This is a genomic window from Enterobacter sp. V87_3, assembly GCF_029967835.1.
GTDB classification, from domain to species: domain Bacteria; phylum Pseudomonadota; class Gammaproteobacteria; order Enterobacterales; family Enterobacteriaceae; genus Enterobacter; species Enterobacter cancerogenus.
On the sequence record NZ_JASCAM010000001.1, the window covers coordinates 1 to 14818 of the forward strand.

Sequence of the window (14818 nt, forward strand, 5' to 3'; positions counted from 1 at the left end):
ACTCGCGACCCCGACCTTGGCAAGGTCGTGCTCTACCAACTGAGCTATTCCCGCAAATCTGTACTGCTTTTGTTGCTGTCGTAACGTGTAATTCTCTGTCGTTACGGGAGGCGCATTATACGAGAAATCCGTTTAGCTGCAACCCCTCCTGAAGCGTTTTTTTTGAAAATTCGTTCAAGTGATTAATTAATCGGCAAGCTGAACAATTTAACGGCAAAAACCCGGCAACGCAAGCGAGCCGGGCCTCAAAATCAAAGCTTAATAAAGTTTTCGCGGTAGTAGGCCAGCTCAGCCACCGACTCACGGATGTCATCCATCGCCTGGTGGGTTCCCTGCTTTTTGAAGCCATCCAGGATTTCAGGCTTCCAGCGACGGGCCAGCTCTTTCAGCGTGCTCACGTCCAGATAACGGTAGTGGAAGTAAGACTCCAGCTCCGGCATGTACTTAAAGAGAAAACGACGATCCTGACCGATGCTGTTCCCACAGATAGGTGATTTACCCTCCGGCACCCATTGTTTGAGGAATTCGAGGGTGGCCAGCTCTGCTTCGCGGTCACCCTGGGTACTGGCCTTCACGCGGTCCACCAGACCACTCCCCGTATGGGTACGCACGTTCCAGTCATCCATCAGCGCAAGCTGCTCATCGGACTGATGCACCGCGATGGTTGGCCCCTCCGCCAGAATATTGAGGTTCGCATCGGTGACCAGCGTTGCGATTTCAATGATGCGATCTCGCTCGGGATCCAGCCCGGTCATTTCAAGATCGATCCAAATCAGGTTGTTTTCGTCCGCGCTCATGTTATTTTCCACCCTTCTCGCATAACCGGCAGTAGCAGGTTAACTAGTATTAATTAGAGTGTATCATAGAGGTTTTGCCCGTTACGGGCGACCAGGAGCCAGCGCGATTGAGTAAAAATAAACTCTCCAAAGGGCAGCAGCGTCGGGTGAATGCCAATCACCAGCGCCGTCTTAAAACCACTACGGAGAAGCCCGATTACGACGACAATCTGTTTGGCGAAGCGACGGAAGGCGTAGTGATTAGCCGTTTCGGTATGCACGCCGATGTCGAAGCCGCCGACGGCGCGATCCACCGCTGCAATATCCGACGCACCATCCGTTCGCTGGTGACCGGCGACCGCGTGGTATGGCGCCCGGGTAAAGAAGCGGCGGAAGGCGTAACGGTAAAAGGCATTGTCGAAGCCGTACATGAACGCACCTCGGTGCTGACCCGTCCCGATTTCTACGACGGCGTGAAGCCCATTGCCGCCAACATTAACCAGATCGTTATCGTGTCGGCGATTTTGCCCGAGCTGTCGCTCAACATTATCGACCGCTATCTCGTGGCCTGTGAGACGCTGCAGGTTGAGCCGATCATCGTGCTGAACAAAATCGACCTGCTGGATGACGACGGCATGGCGTTCGTCAACGAGCAGATGGATATCTACCGCAACATCGGTTATCGCGTGCTGATGGTGTCGAGCCACACCAAAGACGGCCTGAAGCCGCTCGAAGAGGCGTTGACCGATCGCATTAGTATCTTTGCCGGGCAGTCCGGGGTGGGCAAATCGAGCCTGCTGAATAACCTTCTTGGCCTGCAGCAGGAAATCCTGACGAACGACGTTTCTGGCGTCTCGGGTCTTGGTCAGCACACCACTACGGCTTCACGCCTGTATCATTTCCCGCACGGCGGCGACGTGATCGACTCCCCGGGCGTGCGTGAATTCGGTTTATGGCACCTTGAGCCGGAACAAATCTTCAACGGATTTGTCGAATTCCATGACTATTTAGGCGCTTGCAAATACCGCGACTGTAAACATGACAATGATCCAGGCTGCGCCATCCGCGAAGCGGTCGAAAACGGTAAAATTGCTGAAACGCGTTTCGAAAATTATCACCGCATTCTCGAGAGCATGGATCAGGTAAAAACGCGTAAAAACTTTTCCGATTCTGATAACTGACAACTACGCTAAGCATCGCTAAAATCGTCCCCCTTTTTAAGGATCCGGCTGTCTGCAGCCGGATCAGGAACGACAAAACAATGGCCTGGAGGCTACCTTGTTAAACTCATTTAAACTTTCGCTTCAATACATTCTGCCAAAACTGTGGCTCACTCGCCTGGCGGGCTGGGGCGCAAGCAAACGAGCGGGCTGGCTGACCAAACTGGTCATCGATCTGTTTGTGAAATACTACAAGGTCGACATGAAAGAGGCGCAGAAGCCGGACACCGCCAGCTACCGCACCTTCAACGAATTCTTCGTGCGCCCCCTGCGCGACGAAGTTCGCCCGCTTAACACCGATCCTAACGTGCTGGTGATGCCTGCCGACGGCGTGATCAGCCAGTTGGGTAAAATCGAAGACGACAAAATTTTGCAGGCGAAGGGCCATAACTACAGCCTGGAAGCGCTGCTGGCGGGTAACTATCTGATGGCCGACCTGTTCCGTAACGGTTCGTTTGCCACCACCTATCTGTCACCGCGCGACTACCACCGCGTCCATATGCCGTGTAACGGTATCCTGCGTGAAATGATCTACGTGCCGGGCGATCTCTTCTCCGTGAACCACCTGACCGCACAGAACGTTCCAAACCTGTTCGCCCGTAACGAGCGTGTGATCTGCCTGTTTGATACCGAATTTGGCCCAATGGCGCAGATTCTGGTAGGCGCAACCATCGTCGGCAGTATCGAAACCGTTTGGGCGGGCACCATCACCCCACCACGCGAAGGGGTGATCAAACGCTGGACCTGGCCTGCCGGAGAAGATGAAGGCTCTGTTGCCCTGCTGAAAGGCCAGGAGATGGGCCGCTTTAAGCTCGGCTCTACCGTGATCAACCTGTTTGCGCCGGGAAAAGTGCACCTGGTGGAACAACTCCAAAGCCTGTCGGTGACCAAACTCGGCCAGCCGCTGGCAGTTTCTGCCGAAGCGCTCGTCACACCAGACGCAGAGCCTGCACCGCTGGCGGAAGAAGAGATCAAAGCCGAGCACGACGCCAGCCCGCTGGTTGACGACAACAAAGACCAAGGCTAACAACAGAAGGATCGCTGACGTGCGCCCGATTATCGTTCTACTGATGGCCTGGTGCCTCAGCATGGGGGCGTACGCAGCGACGGCCCCCGACGCCAAACAGATAACCCAGGAGCTGGAGCAGGCAAAAGCGGCGAAACCCGCTCAGCCAGAGACCGTTGAGTCGCTCCAGGCCGCGCTGAACGCGCTTGAGGAACGTAAAGGCTCCCTCGAGCGCGCCCAGCAGTATCAGCAGGTTATCGATAACTTCCCTAAACTTTCGCAGACCCTGCGCTCGCAGCTTAATAACCTGCGCGATGAACCTCGCAATGTTCCCGTCGGCATGACGTCTGACGCGCTGAACCAGGAGATCCTCCAGGTCAGCAGCCAGCTCCTCGAAAAAAGCCGTCAGGCCCAGCAGGAGCAGGAGCGCGCGCGTGAAATTGCCGACTCGCTCAGCCAGTTACCACAGCAGCAAACCGATGCCCGCCGTCAGTTAAATGATGTCGAACGCCGCGTCGGTACCCAAACCGGCAGCACGCCTCAAAGCCAGGCGCAAAACCTTGGCCTGCAGGCAGAATCCGCCAGACTCAAGGCGCTGGTTGATGAGCTGGAGTTGGCGCAGCTTTCCGCCAACAACCGCCAGGAGCTTTCACGCATGCGCGCCGAGCTGGCGCAGAAGCAGAGCCAGCAGTTAGACGCCTATCTGCAGGCCCTGCGCAATCAGCTCAACAGCCAGCGCCAGCGTGAAGCAGAGCGCGCGCTGGAAAGCACGGAACTGCTTGCTGAAAACAGCGCAAACCTGCCGACCGGGATCGTCGATCAGTTCAGGGTTAACCGCGAGCTTTCTGCCGCGCTGAACCAGCAGGCGCAGCGTATGGATCTGGTTGCCTCGCAGCAGCGTCAGGCCACGAATCAAACCCTGCAGGTGCGCCAGGCACTCAATACGCTGCGCGAACAGTCCCAGTGGCTTGGCTCTTCAAACCTGCTCGGCGAAGCGTTACGCGCCCAGGTTGCCCGCCTGCCGGAGATGCCAAAACCGCAGCAGCTTGATACCGAAATGGCGCAGCTGCGCGTTCAACGTCTGCACTTTGAAGACCTTCTCAACAAGCAGCCGCAAATCCGCCAGATCCGTCAGGCTGACGGCCAGCCGCTGACCAACGAGCAAAGTCGTATTCTTGAAGCACAGATGCGCACCCAGCGGGAACTGCTCAACTCCCTGCTGCAGGGTGGCGACACGCTGATCCTGGAACTCACCAAGCTGAAGGTCTCCAACAGCCAGCTGGAAGACGCGTTGAAAGAGGTCAACGAGGCGACGCACCGCTATCTGTTCTGGACGTCTGACGTGCGGCCAATGACCTTCTCGTGGCCGATTGAGATTGTGCAGGACCTGCGCCGCCTGATTTCACTTGATACCTTCAGCCAGTTGGGTCAGGCCAGCGTGATGATGATCACCAGCAAAGAGACCATCTTCCCGCTGCTGGGGGCGCTCATTCTGGTGGGGTTCAGCATTTACTCGCGCAGACACTTCACCCGCTTCCTCGAACGTTCCAGCGCCCGCGTGGGCAAAGTCACTCAGGATCATTTCTGGCTGACGCTGCGCACCGTGTTCTGGTCGATTCTCGTCGCCTCACCGCTGCCGGTGCTGTGGATGACGCTCGGGTATGGCCTGCGGGAAGCCTGGCCTTATCCGCTGGCGGTCGCGATTGGTGATGGCGTTACCGCCACCGTACCGCTGCTGTGGGTCGTGATGATTTGCGCCACGTTCGCGCGCCCTAACAGCCTGTTCATCGCCCACTTTGGCTGGCCGCGTAACCGCGTTGCGCGCGCCATGCGCTATTACCTGATGAGCATCGGGCTGATTGTGCCGCTGATCATGGCGCTGATCATGTTTGATAATCTTAACGACCGCGAGTTCTCCGGCTCTTTGGGTCGCCTCTGCTTTATGCTGATTTGTGGAGCATTGGCGATCGTAACGCTGAGTCTGAAACGAGCGGGCATTCCGCTCTATGTCGATAAGACCGGCAGCGGCGATAACATGTTTAACCGCTTGTTGTGGAATTTACTGCTAAGCGCGCCGCTGGCAGCGATTCTGGCGGCGGCGGTGGGTTACCTTGCCACCGCGCAGGCCTTGCTGGCGCGTCTGGAAACCTCGGTAGCGATCTGGTTCCTGCTGCTGGTTGTTTACCACATTATCCGCCGGTGGATGCTCATCCAGCGCCGCCGTCTGGCGTTTGATCGTGCCAAGCATCGTCGTGCTGAAATCCTTGCCCAGCGCGCCCGCGGCGAAGAGGAGTCGCATCACACCAACAGCACCGAGGGTACCGCAGAGGTGGACGAGGTCGAGCTGGATCTCGATGCCATCAGTACCCAGTCCCTGCGTCTGGTGCGATCTATCCTGATGCTCATCGCGCTGCTGTCGGTCATCGTCCTGTGGTCAGAGATCCACTCGGCGTTTGGCTTCCTCGAGAACATCTCCCTGTGGGATGTGACCTCGACGGTGCAAGGGGTTGAAAGCCTGGAGCCAATCACCCTGGGGGCTGTGCTGATTGCCATTCTGGTGCTGATTATCACCACCCAGCTGGTGCGGAACTTCCCGGCCCTGCTGGAGCTGGCGCTGTTGCAGCATCTGGATCTCACCCCCGGGACGGGGTATGCGATCACGACGATCACCAAATACCTGATCCTGCTCTTCGGCGGGCTGGTGGGCTTCTCGATGATTGGTATCGAGTGGTCGAAACTGCAGTGGCTGGTCGCGGCACTTGGTGTGGGGCTGGGTTTTGGTCTGCAGGAGATCTTCGCAAACTTCATCTCCGGCCTGATTATCCTGTTCGAAAAACCGATTCGTATTGGCGATACGGTGACGATCCGCGATTTAACCGGCAGCATCACCAAAATCAACACCCGCGCCACGACCATCAGCGACTGGGACCGCAAAGAGATTATCGTGCCGAACAAGGCGTTTATCACCGAGCAGTTTATCAACTGGTCGCTGTCCGACTCCGTGACGCGTGTGGTGCTGACGGTGCCTGCACCGTCGGATGCTAACAGCGAAGAGGTGACGCAGATCCTCTACACGGCGGCAGAGCGCTGCACGCTGGTGATCGACAACCCGCCACCGGAAGTGTTCCTCGTCGATTTGCAACAGGGGATCCAGATCTTCGAACTGCGAATCTACGCCGCCGAAATGGGGCACCGTATGCCGCTGCGCCATGAGATCCACCAGCTGATTCTGGCAGGCTTCCGCGAACACGGTATTGATATGCCTTTCCCACCCTTCCAGATGCGCCTTGAAACGCTAGATGGACGTAAGACGGGAAGGACGCTGTCGTCTGCGGCGCGTACGCGCCCGGCAGGGAGTTTATAGAAACTCAAAGCCAGCCACTGATGTGGCTGGCTTTTTTGTCTGTGGTTTTACCCGAGACAAAACTGGTAGCGGAAGATAAAGCGCCATAACCAGACGCCTGCGATGAGTATGGTTATAAGGTACAAAAAACCGTGATGGGCTTTTTTTATCAAGAATGCATACAGAGCAGGTAAAAAAACCGGGAACGTAACGAGCATTCCGAAATCGCGGATATCATCATTCTCTACATACGCCATCAGGTCACAGATATTTTTGATGTTCTCTCCTCCAATCCACCACTCTTTGTCCTGTGTCGAGAAGATAACTATGGCGAGAATCGACATGCACAGCCAAACGACCCCAAGCGCAAATATTTTATAGTTCACTTAATTACCTTCTAAGATGGCCAGGATTGCGCTTTTTTTCTCAATTATACGTCTACCATACTCACTGTACGCGCGTGAAGGTTTCCCCACGGGCTCATGGATTGAACCAACGATATCACCAGCGCTTCTTTGGGTACCTCTGTTATATCGTGACCCTGCCAGAATGATTTGTTCATCTGTCAGATTATCGGTTCGGATGCCCGGATTGTCATGAAGGATTAAATCGCGTAAATGAAATGCAACCACTCTTATATTGAAACTATTTTCAAGCAGGCATTGGGCAAGCTGATACTGTTGTAAGTGGTCAAGAGAAGCGGGATCTAATCCCAGTGTTTCTGCCGCAACACCTAATTGAATAGCGACAGACCCTAAGGATGTTTTATTAGAATACTTATTTTTTTCGCGTGATAATTCATCCAGGACCTGCCTTGCCTGCAATACGCCTATTCCTTTCAGTCTCTCAGGCGTCCCTCCCACCTCAGCAACAGCCACGCCAGCAAGTAATAGTTCCGGGATCTGGGCTTCTTTTGCAAATTGCTTAATCATACTTCGGTGATAGATCAGCCAGGATGTTTTATAAAGCCATAAATAAGCATTACCCGTCATGTACTCCCAGTCGGTCGGCAGTACATACCATTGAAACATATCGAATCCGTTCCAGTGCGGAAAACCATACTCATCAACATCACAGAAAAGCAGCGTTTCATTCATTGCACAAAATCCTTATGCCTAAAAAAGCAAAATCCCTACTCCCCGCACAATCTCAGGCAGCAGGGGCTAATAGCGAACTTAATCAGCGACCCAAATCGTTGATTGTGCTACGCGACGACGGTAATTCTCATAAATCCCCATCGCCATCAGCGAGAAGAAGATCGGGCCACCGACCATCCACAGCGCGCTGTTCCAGTCATTGGCCTCAATGACCGGCTGGATCACGGTGAAGATATTCGCAAAAGCCACCACCAGCACGACGACGGTGGTGGCCAGCAGCGTGGCGGCGCGGGTTTTGAAAATCACGAACGGACGTTCGAGATCCTGCTTCGCCTTAAAGAACGGGAACGCCAGGGTCAGGAAAAGATACGGCAGCGTCATTGATACGTTCGCCATCAGAGTCAGCTTGTTGTAAAACGCAGAGGCAGTATCCCCACCGAACGACACCAGAAGAATAAACACGCAGACCAGCAGGCACTGCATCCACATGGCGTTCGCAGGCATACCTGCCGTATTGAGCTGCGTCATGCGGCCTGGCCACAGCGCTTTTGGCGTTCCCTGGATAATCGCTTTTAGCGGTGAATAGATCAGCGTAAAGAAGGCACCGGTATAGGCGAGGAACATCGACAGGCCGGTGATACGCGCGAACCAGACGCCCATCGTCGTGGCCGCATCCGGCGTCAGCTGCAGTGCCTGCCCGAGCGTCATCCCCAGGCTCTTCATCAGCACGTAAGTAATATTGCCAAGGTTAGTGGTATCGTTGCTTAACACCTGCTGCCAGTTGGTGCTCACACCCCAGAGGAAAATCGCCAGCGAGTAGCCGACAGAGATAACAATCGCCGCAAAGATAATGCCTTTGGCAAAGTTCTTTTCCGGGTTTTCGGTTTTATCGACCAGGCCGCCCACCGCTTCTATACCCCCGTAGGCAAAGATGGCAAACACCACAAAAGAGAGCATCGCGAGGCCGGACTGATAGCTCGGGTTAGGTGACGAAACGAAATTCACCTCCTGCGCAAAGTGGCCGCCGTTGAGGCACAAAATCGCGATGCTCACCAACAGCAGGACCAGGTTCAGACACATAACTGAAATACCGCCCACGGCGGTTATGCGCGCGATTTTGTTGATACCTTTCGACGCTACCAGCGTCACCACCACCATCCAGCAGACCGCGAGGATCCCGACAACCTGCGTGGAGCTCAGCCCAGCCAAAGACCAGACCTGCGTTTTATCTGCCCCAAAGAGAAACGTCGAGAAGGGTACCCACACCTTGGCAGCCGTACTGACCATCCAGACCACGTAGGAAGAGAACCACATAAAGGTGCCGATAAACGCGTAGCGCGGCCCGATGCTGTTGTTCATCCACGAGTAAATTCCGCCCTCTTCCTTGCGATAAGCAGACCCCATCTCCGCCATCATCAGCGCAAACGGAATAAAGAAGAACAGAGCAGAGACGATATAAAACGGCGTCGCGCTGTAGCCCATCAGGTAAAACGCCGAGGGGCTGTTGGCAAAGCCAAACACTGACGTAAAAATCATCAGGATAAGACCGGTCAGGGTCATTTTTTTCATTGAGTGGGACATAGAACCATCCAAAGCGAAAATAAACTGCGCGGATGGTAGCAGATGACCAGACGAATAGTGTGGCTATTCAGGGCAAATTAGGAAAATAACCTGCGTAACGCGACGCTGGCAGTTATTGATGCCATGAATATTTACTGGAAAGGTTTATTGCCAGGGAGGGAGACACACCGGGCAGGCTCGCGCGCCACCCGGTATTGTATTACGCGCGGTCGACCGTAAATGCAATCACGTCGCCAAGCTGCTCTGCGCCAAGCGCCAGCATCACCAGACGGTCAACACCCAACGCCACGCCGGAACAATCGGGCAGGCCGGCTTTCAGGGCTTCCAGCAGATTCACGTCGATCGGCTGTTGCGGCAGACCCCGGGCGTTACGCTTGCGGTTGTCCTGTTCGAAACGCTGCTGCTGTTCGCGCGCGTCGGTCAGTTCGTGGAAGCCATTCGCCAGCTCGATGCCTTTGTAGTAGACCTCAAAACGTTCAGCTACGCGGTGATCTTCCGTACTGATCTGCGCCAGCGAGGCCTGGCTTGCCGGGAAGTGATAGACGAACGTTGGGCGATCTTTGCCGATCTGCGGCTCAACGCCGAAGGTAAACAGCAGTTGCAGCAGCGTGTCGCGATCTTCTTCCGTCTCCGCCACGTTGCTGAGATCCAGTTTTGCCGCCGCGTCGCGCAGCTGCGCTTTGTCCGCAGACAGCGGATCGATTTCCAGATGGCGCTGGAACGCCTGCTGATAGGAGAGCGTTTCGGCTTCCGCGCAGTCCAGCACCTGTTGCAGCAGATCGTCCACCTCGTTCATCAGGCGGTACATGTCGTAATGCGGACGGTACCACTCCAGCATGGTGAATTCCGGATTATGGTGACGGCCCATCTCTTCATTACGGAAGCTACGGCACAGCTGATACACCGGGCCACAGCCCGCCGCCAGCAGGCGCTTCATGTGGTATTCCGGGCTGGTCATCAGATAGAGATTCATCCCCTGTGAGTGGCCAGGGCCAACAAAACGGGTTTCAAACGGGACCAGATGAATATCCGTTACCGTTGCCTGGCTCATGCACGGCGTTTCCACCTCAAGGACTCCGCGATCGGCAAAGAAACGACGGATCTCCGCCATAATGGCCGCGCGTTTAAGCAGGTTTGGGATGGATGCGCTCGGCTGCCAGGTTGCCGTTTCGCTCATGAGTTTTTCTCCGATTTCAGACAAGGGCACGAAGTCTACTCGACAGGCGGGGCAGAGACAAATTTTGCACAGTAAAAAGCGGCTTTTCATTCATGAGTGAAATTACGTGACGCAATTCATCAATCACCATGATAAATCACCGCACAGAACAGCAAAAAAATCGAACACGTCAAATTTCCCTCATATCCATCCGGTTATACTGTTTTACCCATAAAGGAGCAGTGGAATCGCTTTCGCAATCGTCCGTTTGGACAGGTGAACTGCCTTTAACTCACGCATTGCGGGAAAACAAAAATCTGGAGGAATGTCGTGCAAACTTTTCAAGCCGATCTTGCCGTAATAGGCGCTGGCGGGGCTGGATTACGCGCAGCAATTGCTGCGGCACAAGCTAATCCAAACGCTAAAATCGCTCTGATTTCAAAAGTCTATCCGATGCGCAGCCACACCGTTGCCGCTGAAGGAGGGTCCGCCGCCGTTGCGCAGGATCATGACAGCTTCGAATACCATTTCCACGACACGGTTGCAGGGGGCGACTGGCTTTGCGAACAGGATGTCGTTGACTATTTCGTGCATCACTGCCCCACGGAGATGACCCAGCTTGAGCAATGGGGTTGCCCGTGGAGTCGCCGTCCGGACGGCAGCGTCAACGTTCGTCGCTTCGGCGGCATGAAGATAGAACGAACCTGGTTCGCCGCCGACAAAACCGGCTTCCACATGCTCCACACTCTGTTCCAGACCTCCCTTCAGTTCCCACAAATTCAGCGCTTTGACGAGCACTTCGTCCTCGACATCCTGGTGGATGACGGCGAAGCGCGCGGTCTGGTGGCGATGAACATGATGGAAGGCACCCTTGTGCAGATCCGCGCGAAAGCGGTGGTGATGGCAACGGGCGGTGCGGGCCGCGTTTATCGCTACAACACCAACGGCGGTATCGTCACCGGCGACGGCATGGGCATGGCGCTCCGCCACGGCGTGCCGCTGCGCGATATGGAGTTTGTCCAGTATCACCCAACCGGTCTGCCAGGCTCCGGCATTCTGATGACGGAAGGCTGCCGCGGTGAAGGCGGCATTTTGGTTAACAAAAACGGCTACCGCTACCTGCAGGATTACGGTATGGGGCCAGAAACACCGCTCGGCGAGCCGAAGAACAAATACATGGAGCTGGGTCCACGCGACAAAGTGTCTCAGGCTTTCTGGCACGAATGGCGCAAAGGCAACACCATCTCCACGCCGCGCGGCGATGTGGTTCACCTCGATCTGCGTCATCTCGGCGAGAAGAAACTGCTGGAGCGCTTGCCGTTCATCTGCGAGCTGGCGAAAGCGTACGTTGGCGTTGATCCAGTGAAAGAGCCCATTCCGGTGCGTCCAACCGCGCACTACACCATGGGCGGGATCGAAACCGACCAGCAGTGTGAAACCCGCATTAAAGGCCTGTTCGCCGTCGGCGAGTGCTCCTCCGTGGGCCTGCACGGCGCAAACCGCCTGGGGTCCAACTCGCTTGCCGAGCTGGTGGTCTTTGGTCGCATGGCGGGCGAGCGCGCGATGGAGCGTGCCGCCACGGCAGGTGAAGCCAATGGTGCGGCGCTGGATGCGCAGGTTGCCGACGTTGAAAAACGGCTCAAAGACCTGGTGAATCAGGAAGGCAACGAAAACTGGTCGAAGATCCGCGACGAAATGGGCCTGTCGATGGAAGAAGGCTGCGGCATCTACCGTACGCCAGAGCTGATGCAGAAAACCGTCGACAAACTGGCGGAGCTGCAGGAACGCTTTAAGCATGTACGCATCACCGACACCTCCAGCGTTTTCAATACCGACCTGCTCTATACCATCGAGCTGGGCCACGGTCTGAACGTCGCGGAATGTATGGCGCACTCGGCGCTGGCGCGTAAAGAGTCACGCGGTGCCCACCAGCGTCTGGATGAAGGTTGTACGGAACGTGATGACGTCAATTTCCTGAAACATACTCTCGCCTGGCGCGACGCGGATGGCACCACTCGTCTGGACTACAGCGACGTGAAGATCACCACGCTGCCTCCGGCGAAACGCGTGTACGGTGCAGAAGCAGAAGCCGCCGAGAAGAAGGAGAAGGCGAATGGCTGAGATGCAAAAAATGAAAGTTGAAGTGGTGCGCTACAACCCGGAAGTGGACACCGCGCCGCACAGCGCTTTCTATGAAGTGCCCTATGACGAGCAAACCTCCCTACTGGATGCGCTCGGGTATATCAAAGACAACCTGGCGCCGGACCTGAGCTATCGCTGGTCGTGCCGTATGGCGATCTGCGGCTCCTGCGGCATGATGGTCAACAAGGTGCCGAAGCTGGCCTGTAAAACCTTCCTGCGCGAGTACACCAAAGGCATCAAGGTTGAAGCGCTGGGCAATTTCCCGATCGAACGCGATCTGGTGGTCGATATGACCCACTTTATCGAAAGTCTGGAGGCCATTAAGCCATACATCATTGGCAACCCGCGCACGCCGGATCAAGGCCCTAACACGCAAACCCCGGCGCAGATGGCGAAATACCATCAGTTCTCCGGCTGCATCAACTGCGGCCTGTGCTATGCCGCGTGCCCACAGTTTGGCCTGAACCCGGAGTTCATCGGCCCGGCCGCCATTACCCTGGCGCACCGCTATAACGAGGACAGCCGCGATCACGGCAAAAAAGAACGTATGGCGCAGCTTAACAGCCAGAACGGCGTCTGGACCTGCACCTTTGTGGGCTACTGCTCCGAAGTCTGTCCAAAGCACGTCGACCCGGCAGCCGCTATTCAGCAGGGAAAAGTAGAAAGCTCGAAAGACTTTCTTATCGCAACCCTGAAACCACGCTAAGGAGTGCATGATGACGACTAAACGCAAAGCCTATGTGCGGCCAATGCCGTCCACCTGGTGGAAAAAACTGCCGTTTTATCGCTTCTATATGCTGCGTGAAGGGACGGCAGTTCCTGCGGTGTGGTTCAGTCTTGAGCTGATCTACGGCATTTTTGCCCTTAAGCACGGCCCCGAATCCTGGGCGAGTTTTGTGGGCTTCCTGCAAAACCCAATCATCGTGGTGCTGAACCTGATCGTGCTCGCTGCGGCGCTGCTGCATACCAAAACCTGGTTTGAACTGGCACCCAAGGCGGCGAACATCATCGTTAAAGGCGAGAAAATGGGACCAGAGCCTGTGATTAAAGGGCTGTGGGCGGTGACGGCAGTGGTTACTGTGGTCATTCTGTTTGTCGCACTGTTCTGGTAAGGAGACTACCGTGATCAATCCAAATCCAAAACGTTCTGACGAGCCGGTTTTCTGGGGGTTGTTCGGTGCAGGCGGCATGTGGAGCGCCATCATCGCACCGGTGATTGTCCTGCTGGTCGGCATTATGCTGCCGCTCGGGCTGTTCCCGGGCGATGCGCTGGGTTATGAACGCGTCCTCGCGTTTGCCAGCAGCTTTATCGGCCGCGTGTTCATCTTCCTGATGATCGTCCTGCCCCTGTGGCTCGGCTTGCACCGCATTCACCACGCGATGCACGACCTGAAAATCCACGTTCCAAACGGAAAATGGGTCTTCTACGGCCTGGCCACCATCCTGACCGTGGTCACCCTGATCGCCGTCGTCACCCTGTGATCGTTCTGGCCCGCCACCCGGCGGGCCTTTCAGTGCGGCATCTTCTCCACCAGCCACTGGGCGAATTCGCGCATGGCAGGCGTTTCCACACGCGACTGCAGCCGCGTTAGCCAGTAACTGCCCAGATCGATCTGCGTCGCAAACGGCTGCACGATATGCTCGCGGGCGAGTAAATGGCTAAACATATCGACAGGCGCGATAGCGATCCCCACGCCGGCCTGAGCGGCCTCCAGCATAGTGACGGACGAATCAAAGACCATAACCCGGTGCGTCGGTGAAGGTGGATGCTCGCCCACCGCCGCCATCCACGCCGTCCATTCATCCCGACGATACGAACGCAGCAGGGTAAATTTCAGTATGTCGGCCGGGGTGCGCAGTCTGGCGGCAATGTCTGGCGTACAGAGCGGGGCCAGCGGGGCATGGCACAGAAACGTTGCCTCGGTGCCGTGCCATGCTCCGCCGCCGTAGCGGATCGTGTAATCCAGCCCTTCAGCCGCCGGATCGACGCGGTTGTTGTGTGTAGACAGCTGAAGATCGATATGCGGGCAGCGGCGGCGGAAATCATCAAGCTGCGAAAATAACACGCCGGTCGCAAATGTCCCCACGACGCCGATTTTCAGCTTCTCCTGCGCCCGGTGATTTGAAAAGCGATCTAACATACCGGCGATACGATCAAAGGAATCGTTCAGCACCGGCAGCAAATTTTCCCCTTCCGTGGTCAGCATCAAACCCCGCGAAACGCGGATAAAGAGCTGGCAGTTCAGGTGCTGCTCCAGCGCCTTGACGTGCTGGCTGATGGCAGAGTGGGTGACGTTCAGCTCGATAGCGGCATGCGTAAAGCTAAGATGCCGGGCGGCAGCTTCAAAAGCACGAAGTGAATTAAGCGGAATGTAGCTGCGCGTCATAGGCTCGTCCGTTAGAAAAATTTACAGCTCATGCTAAATTTAACCGTTTGTCAGCGGCTGTCAAATCCCACAGACTACGCTCGTCTTATGGGCCCGGACACTCCCTTACA

Annotated in this window: 13 protein-coding genes; 7 read left to right on the top strand and 6 right to left on the bottom strand. The window is 55.9% G+C overall.

All coding sequences use genetic code 11. The annotated features are described in order from the left end of the window. Positions 1-251: 251 nt before the first annotated feature. Positions 252-797: an oligoribonuclease gene (gene orn / locus QLG21_RS00005; RefSeq protein ID WP_141114063.1), complete on the bottom strand. Its 546-nt coding sequence runs from the start codon at positions 795-797 to the stop codon at positions 252-254. A gap of 107 nt (positions 798-904) precedes the next feature. Between orn and rsgA the strand changes: the two genes are divergently transcribed. The 3 genes from rsgA to mscM all read left to right on the top strand — a co-directional run bounded on the left by rsgA (position 905) and on the right by mscM (position 6366). Continuing rightward, positions 905-1957 (top strand): small ribosomal subunit biogenesis GTPase RsgA, encoded by a 1053-nt coding sequence (gene rsgA, locus QLG21_RS00010; RefSeq protein WP_042322497.1) that lies wholly within the window; start codon positions 905-907, stop codon positions 1955-1957. 97 nt (positions 1958-2054) lie between these two features. Continuing rightward, positions 2055-3023 carry an archaetidylserine decarboxylase gene (gene asd, locus QLG21_RS00015; RefSeq protein ID WP_006178960.1) on the top strand — a complete coding sequence of 323 codons (969 nt, stop codon included), beginning with the start codon at positions 2055-2057 and terminating at the stop codon, positions 3021-3023. Between the two features lie 19 nt (positions 3024-3042). Beyond that, the gene (mscM, locus tag QLG21_RS00020; protein ID WP_137849749.1) at positions 3043-6366 is read left to right on the top strand and encodes a miniconductance mechanosensitive channel MscM; all 3324 of its coding nucleotides are present in this window, start codon (positions 3043-3045) and stop codon (positions 6364-6366) included. Positions 6367-6413: 47 nt separating this feature from the next. On the opposite strand, the gene QLG21_RS00025 is transcribed toward mscM, so the two are convergent. The 4 genes from QLG21_RS00025 to epmA form a co-directional block, all read right to left on the bottom strand. Further along, positions 6414-6731, bottom strand: a complete 318-nt coding sequence (locus tag QLG21_RS00025) for a YjeO family protein (RefSeq protein ID WP_282483629.1) — start codon at positions 6729-6731, stop codon at positions 6414-6416. Beyond that, on the bottom strand, positions 6732-7442 hold the full coding sequence (locus QLG21_RS00030; RefSeq protein WP_282483630.1) for a hypothetical protein: 711 nt from the start codon (positions 7440-7442) through the stop codon (positions 6732-6734). A gap of 78 nt (positions 7443-7520) precedes the next feature. Next, complete coding sequence (yjeM, locus tag QLG21_RS00035) at positions 7521-9023, bottom strand: glutamate/gamma-aminobutyrate family transporter YjeM (RefSeq protein WP_282483631.1); 1503 nt, start codon at positions 9021-9023, stop codon at positions 7521-7523. A gap of 199 nt (positions 9024-9222) precedes the next feature. Continuing rightward, entirely contained in the window at positions 9223-10200 is a 978-nt protein-coding gene (gene epmA / locus QLG21_RS00040; protein WP_006178957.1) for an elongation factor P--(R)-beta-lysine ligase, read from the bottom strand. A gap of 309 nt (positions 10201-10509) precedes the next feature. Here epmA and frdA point away from each other — a divergent pair, with 309 nt between their 5' ends. The 4 genes from frdA to frdD are packed head-to-tail and all read left to right on the top strand — an operon-like array spanning position 10510 to position 13803. Next, complete coding sequence (gene frdA / locus QLG21_RS00045) at positions 10510-12300, top strand: fumarate reductase (quinol) flavoprotein subunit (protein ID WP_282483632.1); 1791 nt, start codon at positions 10510-10512, stop codon at positions 12298-12300. Continuing rightward, entirely contained in the window at positions 12293-13027 is a 735-nt protein-coding gene (locus QLG21_RS00050) for a succinate dehydrogenase/fumarate reductase iron-sulfur subunit (protein ID WP_282483633.1), read from the top strand. Before frdA ends, QLG21_RS00050 begins: the two co-directional genes overlap by 8 nt. A 10-nt stretch (positions 13028-13037) precedes the next feature. Continuing rightward, the gene (gene frdC, locus QLG21_RS00055; protein ID WP_042322487.1) at positions 13038-13433 is read left to right on the top strand and encodes a fumarate reductase subunit FrdC; all 396 of its coding nucleotides are present in this window, start codon (positions 13038-13040) and stop codon (positions 13431-13433) included. 10 nt (positions 13434-13443) lie between these two features. Continuing rightward, positions 13444-13803, top strand: a complete 360-nt coding sequence (gene frdD / locus QLG21_RS00060; RefSeq protein WP_042322484.1) for a fumarate reductase subunit FrdD — start codon at positions 13444-13446, stop codon at positions 13801-13803. Between the two features lie 29 nt (positions 13804-13832). Here the strand turns inward: frdD and ampR are convergent, their stop codons facing one another. Further along, positions 13833-14708: a LysR family transcriptional regulator AmpR gene (gene ampR / locus QLG21_RS00065; RefSeq protein WP_282483634.1), complete on the bottom strand. Its 876-nt coding sequence runs from the start codon at positions 14706-14708 to the stop codon at positions 13833-13835. Positions 14709-14818 lie beyond the last annotated feature (110 nt).

Excerpts from the sequence above, each read along its gene's own strand:
- orn (WP_141114063.1), bottom strand. The coding sequence starts at position 797 with ATGAGCGCGGACGAAAACAACCTGATTTGGATCGATCTTGAAATGACC.
- QLG21_RS00030 (WP_282483630.1), bottom strand. The coding sequence starts at position 7,442 with ATGAATGAAACGCTGCTTTTCTGTGATGTTGATGAGTATGGTTTTCCG.
- yjeM (WP_282483631.1), bottom strand. The coding sequence starts at position 9,023 with ATGTCCCACTCAATGAAAAAAATGACCCTGACCGGTCTTATCCTGATG.
- epmA (WP_006178957.1), bottom strand. The coding sequence starts at position 10,200 with ATGAGCGAAACGGCAACCTGGCAGCCGAGCGCATCCATCCCAAACCTG.
- QLG21_RS00050 (WP_282483633.1), top strand. The coding sequence starts at position 12,293 with ATGGCTGAGATGCAAAAAATGAAAGTTGAAGTGGTGCGCTACAACCCG.
- frdC (WP_042322487.1), top strand. The coding sequence starts at position 13,038 with ATGACGACTAAACGCAAAGCCTATGTGCGGCCAATGCCGTCCACCTGG.
- ampR (WP_282483634.1), bottom strand. The coding sequence starts at position 14,708 with ATGACGCGCAGCTACATTCCGCTTAATTCACTTCGTGCTTTTGAAGCT.